11 protein-coding genes are annotated in these 14,294 nt (G+C 65.4%); 10 read left to right on the forward strand and 1 reads right to left on the reverse strand.

Annotated features, from left to right (window positions below; translation table 11 throughout):
* Positions 1-442: 442 nt before the first annotated feature.
* The 7 genes from BMY03_RS05045 (at position 443) to BMY03_RS05075 (ending at position 8,210) form a co-directional block, all read left to right on the forward strand.
* The gene (locus BMY03_RS05045; protein ID WP_094010426.1) at positions 443-2,668 is read left to right on the forward strand and encodes an NADP-dependent isocitrate dehydrogenase; all 2,226 of its coding nucleotides are present in this window, start codon (positions 443-445) and stop codon (positions 2,666-2,668) included.
* Positions 2,669-2,772: 104 nt separating this feature from the next.
* Positions 2,773-3,213: an NUDIX hydrolase gene (locus tag BMY03_RS05050; RefSeq protein ID WP_094010427.1), complete on the forward strand. Its 441-nt coding sequence runs from the start codon at positions 2,773-2,775 to the stop codon at positions 3,211-3,213.
* Positions 3,214-3,264: 51 nt separating this feature from the next.
* A complete protein-coding gene (mnmA, locus tag BMY03_RS05055) occupies positions 3,265-4,389 on the forward strand; it encodes a tRNA 2-thiouridine(34) synthase MnmA (protein ID WP_023630404.1) in 1,125 nt (374 codons plus the stop codon).
* A complete protein-coding gene (gene hflD / locus BMY03_RS05060; protein WP_038705842.1) occupies positions 4,386-5,012 on the forward strand; it encodes a high frequency lysogenization protein HflD in 627 nt (208 codons plus the stop codon). Before mnmA ends, hflD begins: the two co-directional genes overlap by 4 nt.
* Positions 5,013-5,164: 152 nt before the next feature.
* On the forward strand, positions 5,165-6,535 hold the full coding sequence (gene purB, locus BMY03_RS05065; protein WP_046856178.1) for an adenylosuccinate lyase: 1,371 nt from the start codon (positions 5,165-5,167) through the stop codon (positions 6,533-6,535).
* A gap of 81 nt (positions 6,536-6,616) precedes the next feature.
* Entirely contained in the window at positions 6,617-7,783 is a 1,167-nt protein-coding gene (locus BMY03_RS05070) for a ribosomal protein uL16 3-hydroxylase (protein WP_038705840.1), read from the forward strand.
* Entirely contained in the window at positions 7,776-8,210 is a 435-nt protein-coding gene (locus BMY03_RS05075; RefSeq protein ID WP_023631510.1) for a GNAT family N-acetyltransferase, read from the forward strand. The genes BMY03_RS05070 and BMY03_RS05075 overlap by 8 nt, the downstream gene beginning before the upstream one ends.
* Before the next feature lie 125 nt (positions 8,211-8,335).
* Here BMY03_RS05075 and BMY03_RS05080 read toward each other — a convergent pair whose 3' ends face one another.
* A complete protein-coding gene (locus tag BMY03_RS05080) occupies positions 8,336-10,186 on the reverse strand; it encodes a polyurethane esterase (RefSeq protein ID WP_094010428.1) in 1,851 nt (616 codons plus the stop codon).
* A 236-nt stretch (positions 10,187-10,422) separates the two neighbouring features.
* Here BMY03_RS05080 and BMY03_RS05085 point away from each other — a divergent pair, with 236 nt between their 5' ends.
* The 3 genes from BMY03_RS05085 to BMY03_RS05095 all read left to right on the forward strand — a co-directional run bounded on the left by BMY03_RS05085 (position 10,423) and on the right by BMY03_RS05095 (position 14,289).
* Positions 10,423-12,369 (forward strand): DNA topoisomerase III, encoded by a 1,947-nt coding sequence (locus BMY03_RS05085; RefSeq protein ID WP_094010429.1) that lies wholly within the window; start codon positions 10,423-10,425, stop codon positions 12,367-12,369.
* An 86-nt stretch (positions 12,370-12,455) separates the two neighbouring features.
* Positions 12,456-13,745 carry an NAD(P)/FAD-dependent oxidoreductase gene (locus BMY03_RS05090; RefSeq protein ID WP_094010430.1) on the forward strand — a complete coding sequence of 430 codons (1,290 nt, stop codon included), beginning with the start codon at positions 12,456-12,458 and terminating at the stop codon, positions 13,743-13,745.
* Positions 13,738-14,289, forward strand: a complete 552-nt coding sequence (locus BMY03_RS05095; RefSeq protein WP_023632199.1) for a helix-turn-helix domain-containing protein — start codon at positions 13,738-13,740, stop codon at positions 14,287-14,289. Before BMY03_RS05090 ends, BMY03_RS05095 begins: the two co-directional genes overlap by 8 nt.
* Positions 14,290-14,294 lie beyond the last annotated feature (5 nt).

Genomic DNA, 14,294 nt, shown 5'->3' on the forward strand with positions numbered 1-14,294 from the left:
CTCCGCTTTTCCTGGTGTGATTGGAAATCGTGCGATCCACTGAGCCTAAACCACATCCGCCGACCTGCAAGGCAGGAGCCCGCCAACACCGGCAAACAGCTGGCAAATGCCTGCGGCAACACGCCACATTGCCCCTACGTCTTTGGTCTTATAAATACGCTGATACCACTTCGCCTTGCTGATTAGCCCAAAGGGTTTGATATACTCCGGCGCGACCATAGGGTCACCGGGGCGAACCCTAGGAAAATGCGGCTCGCCCTTGGTCATGAATGACCACAAAGCCTGGGTCGTTACCGCGGCCCAGCACTTGACGCTCGACTGATGCATCCACCATCACCGCTCGCAGCCTCTCGACTTTCCGCTCATGGCGTCGCCAGGGCGAAGCGCCTACCCTGCGCACCTCGAGACTCGAGTACGCTCAGCACATAGAGAGTTAACCCGCATGCCCACCCGTTCCAAGATCATCTACACCTTCACCGACGAAGCCCCCGCCCTCGCCACCTACTCGCTGCTGCCGATCGTCGAGGCCTTCACTGCCTGCGCCGACATCGCCGTCGAAACCCGCGACATCTCCCTGGCCGGCCGTATCCTCGCCGCCTTCCCGGAGCAACTGGGCACCGAGAAGCAGGTAGGCGATCACCTGGCGGAACTGGGCCAGCTGGCCACCACCCCTGAAGCCAACATCATCAAGCTGCCGAACATTTCCGCTTCGGTTCCACAGCTGAAGGCCGCGATCAAGGAGCTGCAAGCCAAGGGCTTCAACATCCCCGACTACGCCGACGAGCCGGCCAGCGCCGAAGAGAAAGAATCGCGCGCCCGCTACGACCGCATCAAGGGCAGCGCCGTGAACCCGGTCCTGCGCGAAGGCAACTCCGACCGCCGCGCGCCGCTGTCGGTCAAGAACTACGCCCGCAAGCACCCGCACAAGATGGGCGCCTGGGCCGCCGACTCCAAGTCGCACGTTGCCCACATGACCCAGGGCGACTTCTACGGCAGCGAGAAGGCCGCGCTGATCGAGGCTGACGACAGCCTGCGCATCGAGCTGGTCGGCAAGGACGGCAGCACCACCGTGCTGAAAGAAAAGACCGCCGTCAAAGCCGCCGAAGTGATCGACTGCGCCACCATGAGCCGCAAGGCCCTGAAAGCCTTCATCGCCGAGCAGATCGCCGATGCCAAGGCCTCCGGCGTGCTGCTGTCGGTGCACCTGAAAGCCACCATGATGAAGGTTTCCGACCCGATCATGTTCGGCGTGATCGTCGAAGAGTTCTACAACGACGTGCTCGTCAAGCACGCCGCCGCGCTGGCCGAAGTGGGCTTCAACGCCAACAACGGCATCGGCGACCTGTACGCCCGCATCAAGGACCTGCCTGCTGAAAAGCAAGCCGAGATCGAAGCCGATATCCAGGCCCTGTACGCCGTTCGCCCGGCCCTGGCCATGGTCAACTCGGACAAGGGCATCACCAACCTGCACGTACCGAGCGACGTCATCGTCGACGCCTCGATGCCGGCAATGATCCGCGACTCGGGCAAGATGTGGAACACCGCAGGTGAGCTGCAGGACGCCAAGGCCGTGATCCCGGACCGCTGCTACGCCGGCATCTACCAGGCCACCATCGAAGACTGCAAGGCCAATGGCGCCTTCGACCCGACCACCATGGGCAGCGTGCCGAACGTCGGCCTGATGGCGCAGAAAGCCGAAGAGTACGGCTCCCACGACAAGACCTTCCAGATCAAGGCCGACGGCGTCGTGCGCGTGGTCGACGGCAAGGGCAAGGTCGTCCTGGAGCAGAACGTCGAAGCCGGTGACATCTTCCGCATGTGCCAGACCAAGGACGCGCCGATCCAGGACTGGGTCAAGCTGGCCGTCAACCGCGCCCGCCTGAGCAACACACCGGCGGTGTTCTGGCTGGACCCGGCCCGCGCCCACGACGGCGTGATGATCGAAAAGGTGCAGCAGTACCTGAAGGATCACGACACCGCCGGCCTGGACATCCGCATCCTGGCCCCGGTCGACGCCATCAAGTTCTCCCTGGCCCGCATCCGCGAAGGCAAGGACACCATCTCGGTGACCGGCAACGTGCTGCGCGACTACCTGACCGACCTGTTCCCGATCATGGAGCTGGGCACCAGCGCCAAGATGCTGTCGATCGTGCCGCTGATGAACGGCGGTGGCCTGTTCGAGACCGGCGCCGGTGGTTCGGCACCGAAGCACGTGCAGCAGCTGGTTGAAGAGAACTTCCTGCGTTGGGACTCGCTGGGTGAATTCCTGGCCCTGGCCGCTTCCCTGGAGCACTTGGGCAACACCTACGACAATCCGCGCGCCAAGGTCCTGGCCAACACCCTTGACCAGGCCACCGGCAAGTTCCTCGACACCAACAAGTCGCCTTCGCGCAAGGTTGGCGGTATCGACAACCGTGGCAGCCACTTCTACCTGACCCTGTACTGGGCAGAAGCACTGGCCGCCCAGTCCGACGACGCCGCCCTGCAGGCGCGCTTCGCCCCGCTGGCCAAGACCCTGAGCGAGAACGAAGCGACCATCGTCGCCGAGCTCAACGCCGTCCAGGGCAAGCCGGCCGACATCGGTGGCTACTACGCCCCGGATGCCGAGCTGACCGCCAAGGTGATGCGCCCAAGCCAGACCCTGAACAGCGCCATCGCCGCACTGTAAGGTTCGCTTGACGTAACAACACAAACCCCGGCCACGCACCGGGGTTTGTGCTTTCTGGGACTGGGTCTGCTGCGCAGCCCCCAGCATGCAAAAGGACAACCCCAATGACCTGGCAACCCCACATCACTGTCGCCACCGTCGTCGAACACGAGGGCAAGTTCCTTTTCGTCGAGGAATTCAAGGCCGGCCAGCATGTCTTCAACCAGCCCGCCGGCCACCTCGAAGCCAATGAAACCATCACCCAGGCCGCCCTGCGCGAAACCCTCGAGGAAACCGCCTGGGAAGTCGAGCTCACCGGCGTGGTCGGTATCTATCTGTACACCGCCCCCAGCAACGGCGTCACCTACCAGCGCATCTGCTTCGCCGCCCGCCCCGTGCGCCACCACCAGGACCGCGCCCTGGACAGCGACATCGTCCGCGCCGTATGGCTGACCCGCGACGAACTGCTGGCCGAGCCGTCGCGCTGGCGCAGCGAGTTGGTGCCACGCTGCCTCGACGACTACCTCCAAGGCCCACTGCACAGCCTTGACCTGCTGCGCGACTGACGCCGGTTTGATAGAATCGGCGTTTTTCCCCTCTGATACACATCGGTAGCCATGACCAGCCCAGCACTCAAAGACCCCGCCAAGACCCGCGTCATCGTCGGCATGTCCGGCGGCGTGGACTCTTCCGTCTCCGCCCTTCTGCTCATGGAGCAGGGCTACCAGGTGGAAGGTCTGTTCATGAAGAACTGGGAAGAGGACGACGGCACCGAATACTGCACCGCCCGCGAAGACCTGGCCGACGCCCAGGCCGTGTGCGACCGCATCGGTATCAAGCTGCACACCGCCAACTTCGCCGCCGAATACTGGGACAACGTGTTCGAGCACTTCCTCGAGGAATACAAGGCCGGCCGCACGCCAAACCCGGATATCCTCTGCAACCGCGAAATCAAGTTCAAGGCCTTCCTCGACTACGCCCTGTCCCTGGGCGCCGACCTGATCGCCACCGGCCACTATGTGCGCCGCCGCGACACTGGCGAGCTGACCGAGCTACTCAAGGGCCTGGACCCGAACAAGGACCAGAGCTACTTCCTGCACGCCGTCGGCGGCAAAGAGATCGCCCGCACCCTGTTCCCGGTGGGTGAACTGGAAAAGCCCGAGGTACGCGCCATCGCCGAGAAACACGGCCTGGCCACCGCCAAGAAGAAGGACTCCACTGGTATCTGCTTCATCGGCGAGCGCCGCTTCAGCGACTTCCTCAAGCAGTACCTGCCGGCCCAGCCGGGCGAGATCCAGACCACCGAGGGTGAAGTGATCGGCCAGCACCACGGCCTGATGTACCACACCATCGGCCAGCGCCAAGGCCTGGGCATCGGCGGCCTGAAAGACGCCAGCGACGAGCCGTGGTACGTGCTGGAAAAGGACCTGTCGCGCAACGTGCTGGTGGTCGGCCAGGGCAACGAGCACCCGTGGCTGTTCTCCCGCGCCCTGCTGGCCTCGGAAATCTTCTGGGTCAACCCGATCGACCTGTCGAGCCCGCGCAAACTTACCGCCAAGGTGCGCTACCGCCAAGCCGACCAGCAGTGCACGCTGGAGCAGACCGCCAGCGGCTACCGCGCCGTGTTCGACGAGCCGCAGCGCGCCGTCACCCCGGGCCAGTCGGTAGTGTTCTATGACGGCGAGGTATGCCTGGGCGGCGGCGTGATCGAAGTCGCCGAGCCCTGGAGCCCGCGCCCATGAACAACCTCCAGGAGCAACTGATTGCCCTGGGCGGCGTGTTCCAGGCCGCCGTGCTGGTGGACCGTATCGCCCGCACCGGCCAGGCCAGCGAAGCCAATATCGGCTGCATGCTCGGCAGCCTGCTGGTGGTCGACCCCAAGGACACCCTGGAAGTGTTCGGCGGCGACGACATCAACCTGCGCGACGGCTACCGGGCGCTGGTCGGCGCCCTGGAGCGCGACCCCAGCAGCCTGCAACGCGAGCCGCTGCGCTACGCCCTGTCGATGCTGGGCCTCGAGCGCCAGCTGAACAAGCGTGGCGACATGCTCGATACCATCGGCAACCGCCTGCCGCAGATCCAGTCCCAGGCCGAGCATTTCGGCCTGGTTCATGAAAACGTCATCGCCTCCAGCGGAGCCTTGTACCAAGACACCCTGAGCACCCTGCGCCAGCGCATCCAGGTGCATGGCGACATGCGCTTCCTGCAGCAGGCCAGCAACGCTTCGAAGATCCGCGCCCTGCTGCTGGCCGGCATTCGCGCCGCGCGCCTGTGGCGCCAGCTGGGCGGGCACCGCTGGCAGCTGGTGTTCAGCCGGCGCAAGCTGCTCAACGAGCTGTACGGGATGATGCGTACCGCCGATTGAAATGAACCGTGGGAGCGGCGGTGCGCCGCCGCTCCCACGCCAGACACCACACGCTTCGAAATGGCCCGACCTTTGGTCAGCCACCCGACCCGGGCGCGTTTTTCATGTATGATATGCGCCCTTCCAAAAGCCTGACTGTCCGAGAACACCCCATGCAGCTCTCCTCGCTCACTGCGGTTTCCCCTGTAGACGGCCGTTATGCCGGCAAAACCCAGGCCCTGCGCCCCATTTTCAGCGAATTCGGCCTGATCCGTTTCCGCGCCCTGGTCGAAGTGCGCTGGCTGCAGCGCCTGGCCGCCCACCCGCAGATCGGCGAAGTGCCGGCGTTCAGCGCCGAAGCCAACGCCGTGCTGGACAGCCTGGCCACCGATTTCAAACTCGAGCACGCCGAACGCGTCAAGGAAATCGAGCGCACCACCAACCACGACGTCAAGGCCATCGAGTACCTGCTCAAGGAGCAGGCCGCGCAGTTGCCTGAGTTGGCCAAGGTCAGCGAGTTCATCCACTTCGCCTGCACCAGCGAGGACATCAACAACCTGTCCCACGCCCTGATGCTGCGCGCCGGCCGTGACGAAGTGCTGCTGCCACTGATGCGTCAGATCGCCGAAGCGATCCGCACCCTGGCCCACACCCACGCCGCCGTGCCGATGCTGTCGCGCACCCACGGCCAGCCGGCCTCGCCGACCACCCTGGGCAAGGAACTGGCCAACGTCGTCTACCGCCTGGAGCGCCAGATCGCGCAAGTGGCCGCCGTGCCGCTGCTGGGCAAGATCAACGGCGCCGTGGGCAACTACAACGCCCACCTGTCGGCCTACTCGCAGATCGACTGGGAAGCCAACGCCCGCGCCTTCATCGAAGACGAGCTGGGCCTGGTGTTCAACCCCTACACCACCCAGATCGAGCCGCACGACTACATCGCCGAGCTGTTCGACGCCATCGCCCGCTTCAACACCATCCTCATCGACTTCGACCGCGACGTCTGGGGCTACATCTCGCTGGGCTACTTCAAGCAGAAGACCGTTGCCGGCGAAATCGGCTCCTCGACCATGCCGCACAAGGTCAACCCGATCGACTTCGAGAACTCTGAAGGCAACTTAGGGATAGCCAACGCGCTGTTCCAGCACTTGGCCAGCAAGCTGCCGATCTCGCGCTGGCAGCGTGACCTGACCGACTCCACCGTGCTGCGCAACCTGGGCGTGGGCTTCGCCCACAGCGTCATCGCCTACGAGGCCAGCCTGAAGGGCATCGGCAAGCTGGAAGTCAACGAAGCCCGTATCGCCGCCGATCTGGATGCCTGCTGGGAAGTCCTGGCCGAGCCGATCCAGACCGTGATGCGCCGCTTCAACATCGAGAACCCCTACGAGAAGCTCAAGGAGCTGACCCGTGGCAAGGGCATCACCCCTGACGCGCTGCTGACCTTCATCGACGGCCTGGACATGCCGGCCGAAGCCAAGGCCGAGCTCAAGCAGCTGACCCCAGCGACCTACATCGGCAACGCGGTGGCCCAGGCCAAACGCATCTAAGCTGACCGTCGCGTGCAACGCCCGGCCTGGCCGGGCGTTTTTATTCCCGTACGAAAATTACGTTTTTTCAATAGGTTGAACATGAATTCTGATACTCCACTGCAACTGTTGGGCGGCCTCACGGCCCGTGAATTCCTGCGCGACTACTGGCAGAAGAAGCCACTGCTGGTACGTCAGGCCTTCCCTGACTTCGTCAGCCCCATCGACGCCGACGAGCTGGCTGGCCTGGCCCTGGAAGAGGAAGTCGAGTCGCGCCTGGTGCTCGAGCACGGCGAGCGCCCGTGGGAGCTGCGCCGCGGCCCGTTCGCCGAGGACGCCTTCAGCGACCTGCCCGAGCGCGACTGGACCCTGCTGGTACAGGCCGTGGACCAGTTCGTCCCGGAAGTGGCCGAGCTGCTGGAGGAGTTCCGCTTCCTGCCCAGCTGGCGTATCGACGACGTGATGATCAGCTACGCCGCGCCTGGCGGCAGCGTCGGCCCGCACTTCGACAACTACGATGTATTCCTGCTGCAAGGCGACGGCACGCGTAACTGGAAAGTCGGCCAGATGTGCAACAGCGACAGCGCGCTGATCGACCACGCCGATCTGCGCATCCTCGCTGATTTCGAGCAGAGCGACGAGTGGACCCTGGAACCCGGCGACATGCTCTACCTGCCGCCGCGCCTGGCCCATTACGGCGTCGCCGAGAGCGAGTGCCTGACCTACTCGGTCGGCTTCCGCGCCCCAAGCGCCGCCGAAGTGCTGACCCACTTCACCGATTTCCTCGGCCAGTTCCTGCCGGATGAAGAGCGCTACAGCGATGCCGACGCCCAGCCGGTCAGCGACCCGCACCAGATCCAGCACGATGCCTTGGACCGCCTCAAGGCGCTGATCGACAAGCATATGTCCGACAAGGACCTGCTGCTGACCTGGTTCGGCCAGTTCATGACCGAGCCGCGCTACCCTGAGCAGGTTGTCGGTGAAGAGCTGAGCGAGCAGGAGCTGATCAACTACCTCGAACAGGGCGCCGTGCTGATCCGCAACCCAAGCGCACGCATGGCCTGGTCCGAGCTCAACGACGACCTGATGCTGTTCGCCAGCGGGCGCAGCTGCCCACTGCCGGCCAAACTGCGCGAGCTGCTCAAGCTGGTGTGCGCCGCCGATGCCCTGCACATCGACAACCTTGGCCAGTGGCTGCAGGACGAAGACGGCCTGATGCTGGTACAACAGCTGGTCATGCAAGGCAGCCTGGGATTCGCCGATGAATAAGATCAGTGTTCGACTGGCCGACTGGCACAAGGACAATGCCGACATCCACCGCATCCGCAGCGCCGTGTTCGTCGCCGAGCAGCACGTGCCGCCGGAACTGGAATTCGACGCAGAAGACCCGACCGCCGTGCACTTCCTGGCCCTGGAGGGCGACTACCCGATCGGTACTGCGCGCCTGCTGCCTGACGGCACCATCGGCCGGGTCTCGGTGCTCAGGGACTGGCGCGGCTTGAACGTGGGCGATGCATTGATGCGTGCGGTCATTGTCGAGGCGCAGAACCGCGACCTTACCAAGCAGATGCTCAGCGCCCAGGTACATGCCACTCCATTCTACGAGCGCCTGGGATTCCGCGTGGTCAGCGAGGAATTCCTTGAGGCAGGCATCCCGCACGTCGACATGGTACGGGATTCGCGCGAAATCGCCTGAGCAGTGGGCCGGCTAGCGCCGGCCATCGCCGGCAAGCCGGCTCCCACACCGACCGCGCCCCTCTCAAGCCAAGCGCCGTCGCTGTGGGAGCCAACTTGTCGTGCCGACGAACCGCAGCCCCAGGATCAAGCAATCACGATCTGCCCATCCCCAACCCCCTGCCCCGCAATCCCCACCAGCGTCACGCTGTCCCCGCCGAACTTCAGCACCAGGTCATCCCCCACCTGGCTGGCATGGGCACGCCAGTCCGGCGCGGCGGTGCCGCCTTCCACGCCAATGAATACCAGCCGGTCCTGGCCTGTGAAGTCCAGCACCCGGTCCTGGCCGAAATGGCCGCTGAACAGGAAGGTGTCGCGCCCGCCGCCACCCATCAGCACATCGTTGCCCGAGCCACCGACCAGCACGTCATTGCCGGCGCCGCCCTGCAGACGGTCGTCACCGCCCAGGCCGAACAGCCACTGCCCCTGGTTGCCCGCCACCAACTGGTCGCTTGCCTGGGTGCCGTTGAGCGAGGACGCATAGGGGGTGATCTTGCCGCTTTCGAACAACCCCTGCGCCGCCACCGCGTGACTGACTTCCTTGCTGAAGATCAGCAGGCTGGACTCCTTGCTCACCAGGTTTTCGACATTGCGCACCAGGCTGATGCCGCCCTCGGCGTCACGCACGTACAGCGTGCCTTCGCCATCCCGGGCGATGCTCAGGTTGGCCAAGGCATCCTGCAGCTTCAGGGTGTCATGGCCGGCACCGCCGTCGATCAGGTTGAAACCGCCGTCATCGCGGAAGGTATCGTTGCCGGCCCGGCCTTCGAGGTAGTCGTTGCCGCGCCCACCATGGATCAGGTCGTCCTTGTCCGAGCCGATGATGAATGTGCTGCCCTTGTGCGGCTCGGCATTGCGGTTGAGGTCCTCGACCCAGGTCGAGCCACGGGTCACGTCCGACAGGTTGCTGACCAGGATGGTCGAGTCGCGGCTGGTCCACTGATAGAAGGAGGAGTCCAGCACACGCCCAAGGCCATCGGTGTAGGCCGTCGGCAGGTGCGACAGCCAGGTGGCGATGTTGCCGATGGAGAACGGCAGCAGGTTCCAGGCGTCGGACGCGTAGTGGTCATTGAAGTTGACGATGTTGTTGGTGGCCGAGGCCTTGGCGCCGTCGTGCACGCCCAGGGTGCCCCAGGTTGCCGAGGTGCCGTCGAGCACACGGAACACCGGGTCGTTCTCGTAGCCGATATTGAGCACCTTGCTGGCGTCGGCGGCCTGGGTTGGCGAGGCGAAGGCCACGTAGCGCGCATCCTGGTAGAAACCGCCCCAGCGCGAGCCGCTCAGGTCGGCCAGGCTGTTGACTGCCAGGCCGCCGAGGCTGTGACCACTGACGGTGATATCCGCGCCGCTCAGGCCGTTGGCCTTGGCAAAGGCCGCCACATCGGCGAGCAGCTGCCCGAATGCGTTGCCGGCGTAATCACGGGCATAACCTGCCGGGCCGATCGCCGCCAGCAGGTCGTTGATGGCGTCGCCGATGGTGTCGCCCAGCAGGTTCTCGCGTGGGCCGCTGGTGCCGCGAAAAGCGATACCGATACCGCTGAGCTGGCCGGCGGCATCATAGCGGCCGAGGATCTCCACCTGCGCCGAGGTGTAGCCCGGCGCTTCGCCGTGGAAGGTGCCGCGGGCGTCGGTCTTGCCCTGGTAGCCCAGTTGCGCCGCGCTGATCGGCGACCAGCCGGCGGCCTTGACCTGGGCCAGGGCCCGAGCTTCGGAGTCGGGGTTCCAGGGGATACCGGGGATCACGCCCTGGCTGTCGGTGCCGCCGATCAGCGCCTTGACCAGCGTGGCCGGCAGGCCAAGGCCGAAGCCGTACTTCTGGTAGCCGGCGCTGAAGCCATCGTCGATGCCATGGTAGGCATAGGTGGCCAGCGCCATGGCGTCCTTGTACAGCGCAGAGGAGGCAGTGCTGTCGAGCTGTCGGTAATCGAATACGGGCATTGGTTTACATCCCTGTTGTTCTTGTAGGAAGGACACCCCAGCGACATCGTCCGGTGACACGACTGACGGGCGAAAGGCAAAGCTGGCACGCATTTGCCACCTCGTCCAACCCGAAGGGATGACGTCCCTGCCAAAGATGCGGGCAAAAAACCTGTACATACATACAGATAAAACTTGCCTGCGCGCCCTGGTTTGCGCATCCTAGGGGCCACTTTCACGATGAAGCGTTTTCGGCCATGCGCCTCTTTCTCTGCGAAAAGCCCTCCCAGGCAAAAGACATCGCCAAGGTCCTCGGCGCCCATCGCCGCGGCGATGGCTGCTGGCAAGGCACCGATGTCTGCGTGACCTGGTGCATCGGCCACCTGCTGGAGACCGCCCCGCCGGACAGCTACGACGAGCGCTACAAACGCTGGACCCTAGAAGACCTGCCGATCATCCCGGAAAAATGGAAGATGACGGTCAAGCCCAAGACCGCCAGCCAGTACAAGGCGGTCAAGCGCCTGCTGGGCGAAGCCCGCGAACTGGTGATCGCCACCGATGCCGACCGCGAGGGCGAGATGATTGCCCGCGAACTGGTCGAGCACTGCCGCTACCGCGGGCCGATCCAGCGCCTGTGGCTGTCGGCGCTGGACGATGCCTCGATCCGCAAGGCCCTTGGGCGCCTGCTGCCCGGCCAGGAGACGTTCAGCCTCTACCATTCGGCCCTGGGCCGCTCGCGGGCCGACTGGCTGATCGGCATGAACATGAGCCGCCTGTTCACCCTGCTCGGCCGCCAGTCCGGCTACCAGGGCGTGCTGCCGGTGGGCCGGGTACAGACTCCGACGCTGCGCCTGGTAGTGGACCGCGACCGCAGCATCGCCGATTTCGTACCCGTGCCGTTCTGGGCCATCGACGTGCAGCTGGAAAGTGCGGGCGCCGTGTTCAACGCCCAATGGCGCGCCCCCGAGGACGCCTGCGACGATCAGGGCCGCTGCCTGAAACAGGACCTGGCGCAACAAGCCGCTGCCGCCATGCAGGCTGCCGGCAGCGCCCGGGTGCTGAAGATCGCCACCGAACGGGTGCACGAAGCCGCGCCGCTGCCCTTCGACCTCGGCACCCTGCAGGAGCTGTGTTCAAAGAAGCTCGGCCTCGGCGCCCAGGAAACCCTGGACATTGCCCAGGCCCTTTACGAAACCCACAAGCTCATCACCTACCCGCGCAGCGACAGTGGGTACCTGCCCCTCAGCCAGCATGGCGAGGCCGCAGCCATCCTCGCTGCCTTGCAGCGCGCCGACAGCAGCCTCGCGCCACTGCGGGACCACCTGGACCCACAGCGCCGTTCACGGGCGTGGAACGACCAGAAGGTCAGCGCCCACCACGGCATCATCCCCACCGCCGCCGCCAGCGACCCGGCGCGCCTGCCACCCAAGTACAAGGCGGTGTACACCCTGATCCGCGCCCGCTACCTGGCGCAGTTCCTGCCCAACCATGAGTACGACCGCACCCAGGCCGAGTTCGATTGCGCCGGCCATGCGTTGCGGGCGGTGGGCAAGCAGATCGTCGAACCGGGCTGGCGCCGGGCATTGCCTGAGGCGCTGGCCCCGGCCAAGGGTCGCGAAGCGCCACCGGCCCAAGTGCTGCCGGCGTTGCGCGAAGGCCAGGACTGTTCAGTGCGGGATCTGCAATTGAAGGACCTGTGGACCCAGCCCCCCAAGCCTTTCACCGAAGGCGACCTGATCAAGGCGATGAAGAACGTCGCCAAGCTGGTGGACGACCCCAGGCTCAAGCAGAAGCTCAAGGAAACCACCGGCATCGGCACCGAGGCGACGCGCGCCAGCATCATCCAGGGCCTGCTCGACCGTGGCTACCTGGTCAAGAACGGCAAGGCCCTGTCGGCCACGCCTGCCGCCTTCAGCCTGATCGACGCCGTGCCCCGGGCCATCGCCGATCCTGGCACCACGGCGATCTGGGAGCAGGCGCTGGACATGGTGCAAAGCGGGGAAATGAGCCTGGAGGAGTTCGTCGCCCGGCAATCGGCGTGGATGGGCAAGCTGGTGCAACGCTGCAGCGGCATGCGCCTGACCATCAGCGGGCCGGCGGCGGGCAAAGCCGCGGCACCTTGGAAGAAGAAGCGCAAAAGCGCTGGCAAGGGCAAGTCAGCAGCCGGCAAACCCCGACAGCCGCGGCGCAAGGCAGCTACCTAGCACGATGACGCCATCTACTGGCGAAATGAAAATCCTCTGCTATTTTTTCATGAAAATAATCAGAAAAAATTTCACGAGGCCCCGGCATGTTCAAGCAATCCGCCCAGCACGTCGCCAGCTACTACGCCCGCACCTACCCCGCCACCATCCCTTTGCGCCCCACCCTGCAGGGCGCCCACGACACCGACATCCTCATCGTCGGTGCCGGCTTCAGCGGCCTGCATACGGCCCTGCGCCTGACATTGGCCGGCCAGCGCGTGACCCTGCTGGAAGCCAGCCGGGTGGCCTGGGCCGCCTCGGGGCGCAACGGTGGCCAGGCGCTGCTGGGCTGGTCGTCCGACATGCCCCCGCTGGAGCGAGCCCTGGGCCTGGAGCGCAGCCGGCGCCTGTGGGACAGCATGTGCTGGGCCGCCGGCGAGCTGCGCGAACTGCCCCTGCGCCATGGCTTCGACGTCGATTACCGCCTGGGCAGTCTGTGGACCGCCGTGTTGCCGCGCCGGGTAAAACTGCTGGAGGACGCCCGGCGTGAAGCACAGGAGAAGCTCGACTACGACTGCCTGCGCCTGATCGACCGTGAGGAACTGTCCGAGTGGGTCGACAGCCCCCGCTACCAGGCCGCGCTGTACGATCCCAATGGCGCCCACCTCAACCCGCTGAAGCTGGCCCAGGGCCTGGCCGCCGTGATCGAAGCGCATGGCGGGCGGATCTATGAGCAGAGCCAGGTGATGGGTTACCAGGAACACGCCGACGGCTTCGCCGCCCGAACCGATCAGGGCGAGGTGCGCAGTCGCGTAATGGTGCTGGCCTGCAACGCCTATATCGACCGCCTCGACCGCACGCTGTCGCGTCGTCTGCTGCCGGTGGGCTCATACCAGGTGGCCACGGCGCCGCTGGACGCCGACTTCGCCGCCTCGCTGCTGCCACGCAACAGTTGCGTGATCGACAACCAGTTCGTCCCCGACTATTTCCGCCTTACACCCGACCACCGCTTGCTGTTCGGCGGTGGCTGCACGTACCTCGGTGGCATCCCCAAGGACGTCGCCGGCGCCACCCGGCCGTGCCTGGAACGGGTGTTCCCACAGTTGCAAGGGGTCGCCATCGAGCATGCCTGGGGCGGCCACATCGATTGCAGCATCCAGCGCACGCCGGATATCGGGCGCCAGGGCCAACGTTACTGGCTGCAGGGTTTTTCCGGCCACGGCGTACTGCCGACCCTGGCCGGTGCACGCGCGGTCAGCGACGCGATCCTCGGTGACGACGACCTGCTGAAGCTTTACCAGGGCATCGATAACGGCCGCTTCCCCGGTGGCGACCTGCTGGCCGCGCCGCTGGAAGCGGCGGCCAAGGCCTGGTACAGGATGCGCGATCATGTCTGACGATATCCAAACCCTCGCCCGCCAGGTCCGCGACCTGCGCAAGCATCGGGGGTTGACCCTCGACGAGCTGGCAACTCGCGTCAACCGCTCGCTGGGCTTCCTCTCCCAGGTCGAACGCGGCCTGTCGCGGCCGACGGTGGCCGACCTGACCGCCATCAGCGAAGCGCTGCGCGTACCGACCACCTATTTCTATCAGGCCGTGCCGCCCCGCGAGATCGACTGGGTGACCCGCCCCGGCGAGCGACGCACCCTGTACTACGCCGCCGGGGTCACCGACGTGCTGGTCTCGCCGACCCTCAATGGCCGCTTCGCCATGCTCGAAAGCCACCTGGCGCCCGGTGCCAGCAGTGGCGAGGGGCATCTGGACGACAGCTCGGAACAAGGCGGTTTCGTCCTCGAGGGCGAGCTGACCCTGTGGCTCGAGGGCCGCGACGACGCCGTCACCCTCAGCCCCAACGACAGCTTCCAGCTGCCACCCCACAGCCAGTTCCGCTACGCCAACCTGACCGCCCGAACCACCCGGGTTCTCTGGGTCTTCCGTTGAGAGCA

It is taken from the genome of Pseudomonas soli, from assembly GCF_900110655.1.
Lineage (GTDB): Bacteria > Pseudomonadota > Gammaproteobacteria > Pseudomonadales > Pseudomonadaceae > Aquipseudomonas > Aquipseudomonas soli.

What these genes read in the sequence shown, in the direction of transcription:
- BMY03_RS05090 (WP_094010430.1), top strand. Translation starts at nt 12,456, where the DNA reads ATGTTCAAGCAATCCGCCCAGCACGTCGCCAGCTACTACGCCCGCACC.
- purB (WP_046856178.1), top strand. Translation starts at nt 5,165, where the DNA reads ATGCAGCTCTCCTCGCTCACTGCGGTTTCCCCTGTAGACGGCCGTTAT.
- BMY03_RS05095 (WP_023632199.1), top strand. Translation starts at nt 13,738, where the DNA reads ATGTCTGACGATATCCAAACCCTCGCCCGCCAGGTCCGCGACCTGCGC.
- hflD (WP_038705842.1), top strand. Translation starts at nt 4,386, where the DNA reads ATGAACAACCTCCAGGAGCAACTGATTGCCCTGGGCGGCGTGTTCCAG.
- mnmA (WP_023630404.1), top strand. Translation starts at nt 3,265, where the DNA reads ATGACCAGCCCAGCACTCAAAGACCCCGCCAAGACCCGCGTCATCGTC.
- BMY03_RS05085 (WP_094010429.1), top strand. Translation starts at nt 10,423, where the DNA reads ATGCGCCTCTTTCTCTGCGAAAAGCCCTCCCAGGCAAAAGACATCGCC.
- BMY03_RS05050 (WP_094010427.1), top strand. Translation starts at nt 2,773, where the DNA reads ATGACCTGGCAACCCCACATCACTGTCGCCACCGTCGTCGAACACGAG.
- BMY03_RS05080 (WP_094010428.1), bottom strand. Translation starts at nt 10,186, where the DNA reads ATGCCCGTATTCGATTACCGACAGCTCGACAGCACTGCCTCCTCTGCG.
- BMY03_RS05045 (WP_094010426.1), top strand. Translation starts at nt 443, where the DNA reads ATGCCCACCCGTTCCAAGATCATCTACACCTTCACCGACGAAGCCCCC.
- BMY03_RS05075 (WP_023631510.1), top strand. Translation starts at nt 7,776, where the DNA reads ATGAATAAGATCAGTGTTCGACTGGCCGACTGGCACAAGGACAATGCC.
- BMY03_RS05070 (WP_038705840.1), top strand. Translation starts at nt 6,617, where the DNA reads ATGAATTCTGATACTCCACTGCAACTGTTGGGCGGCCTCACGGCCCGT.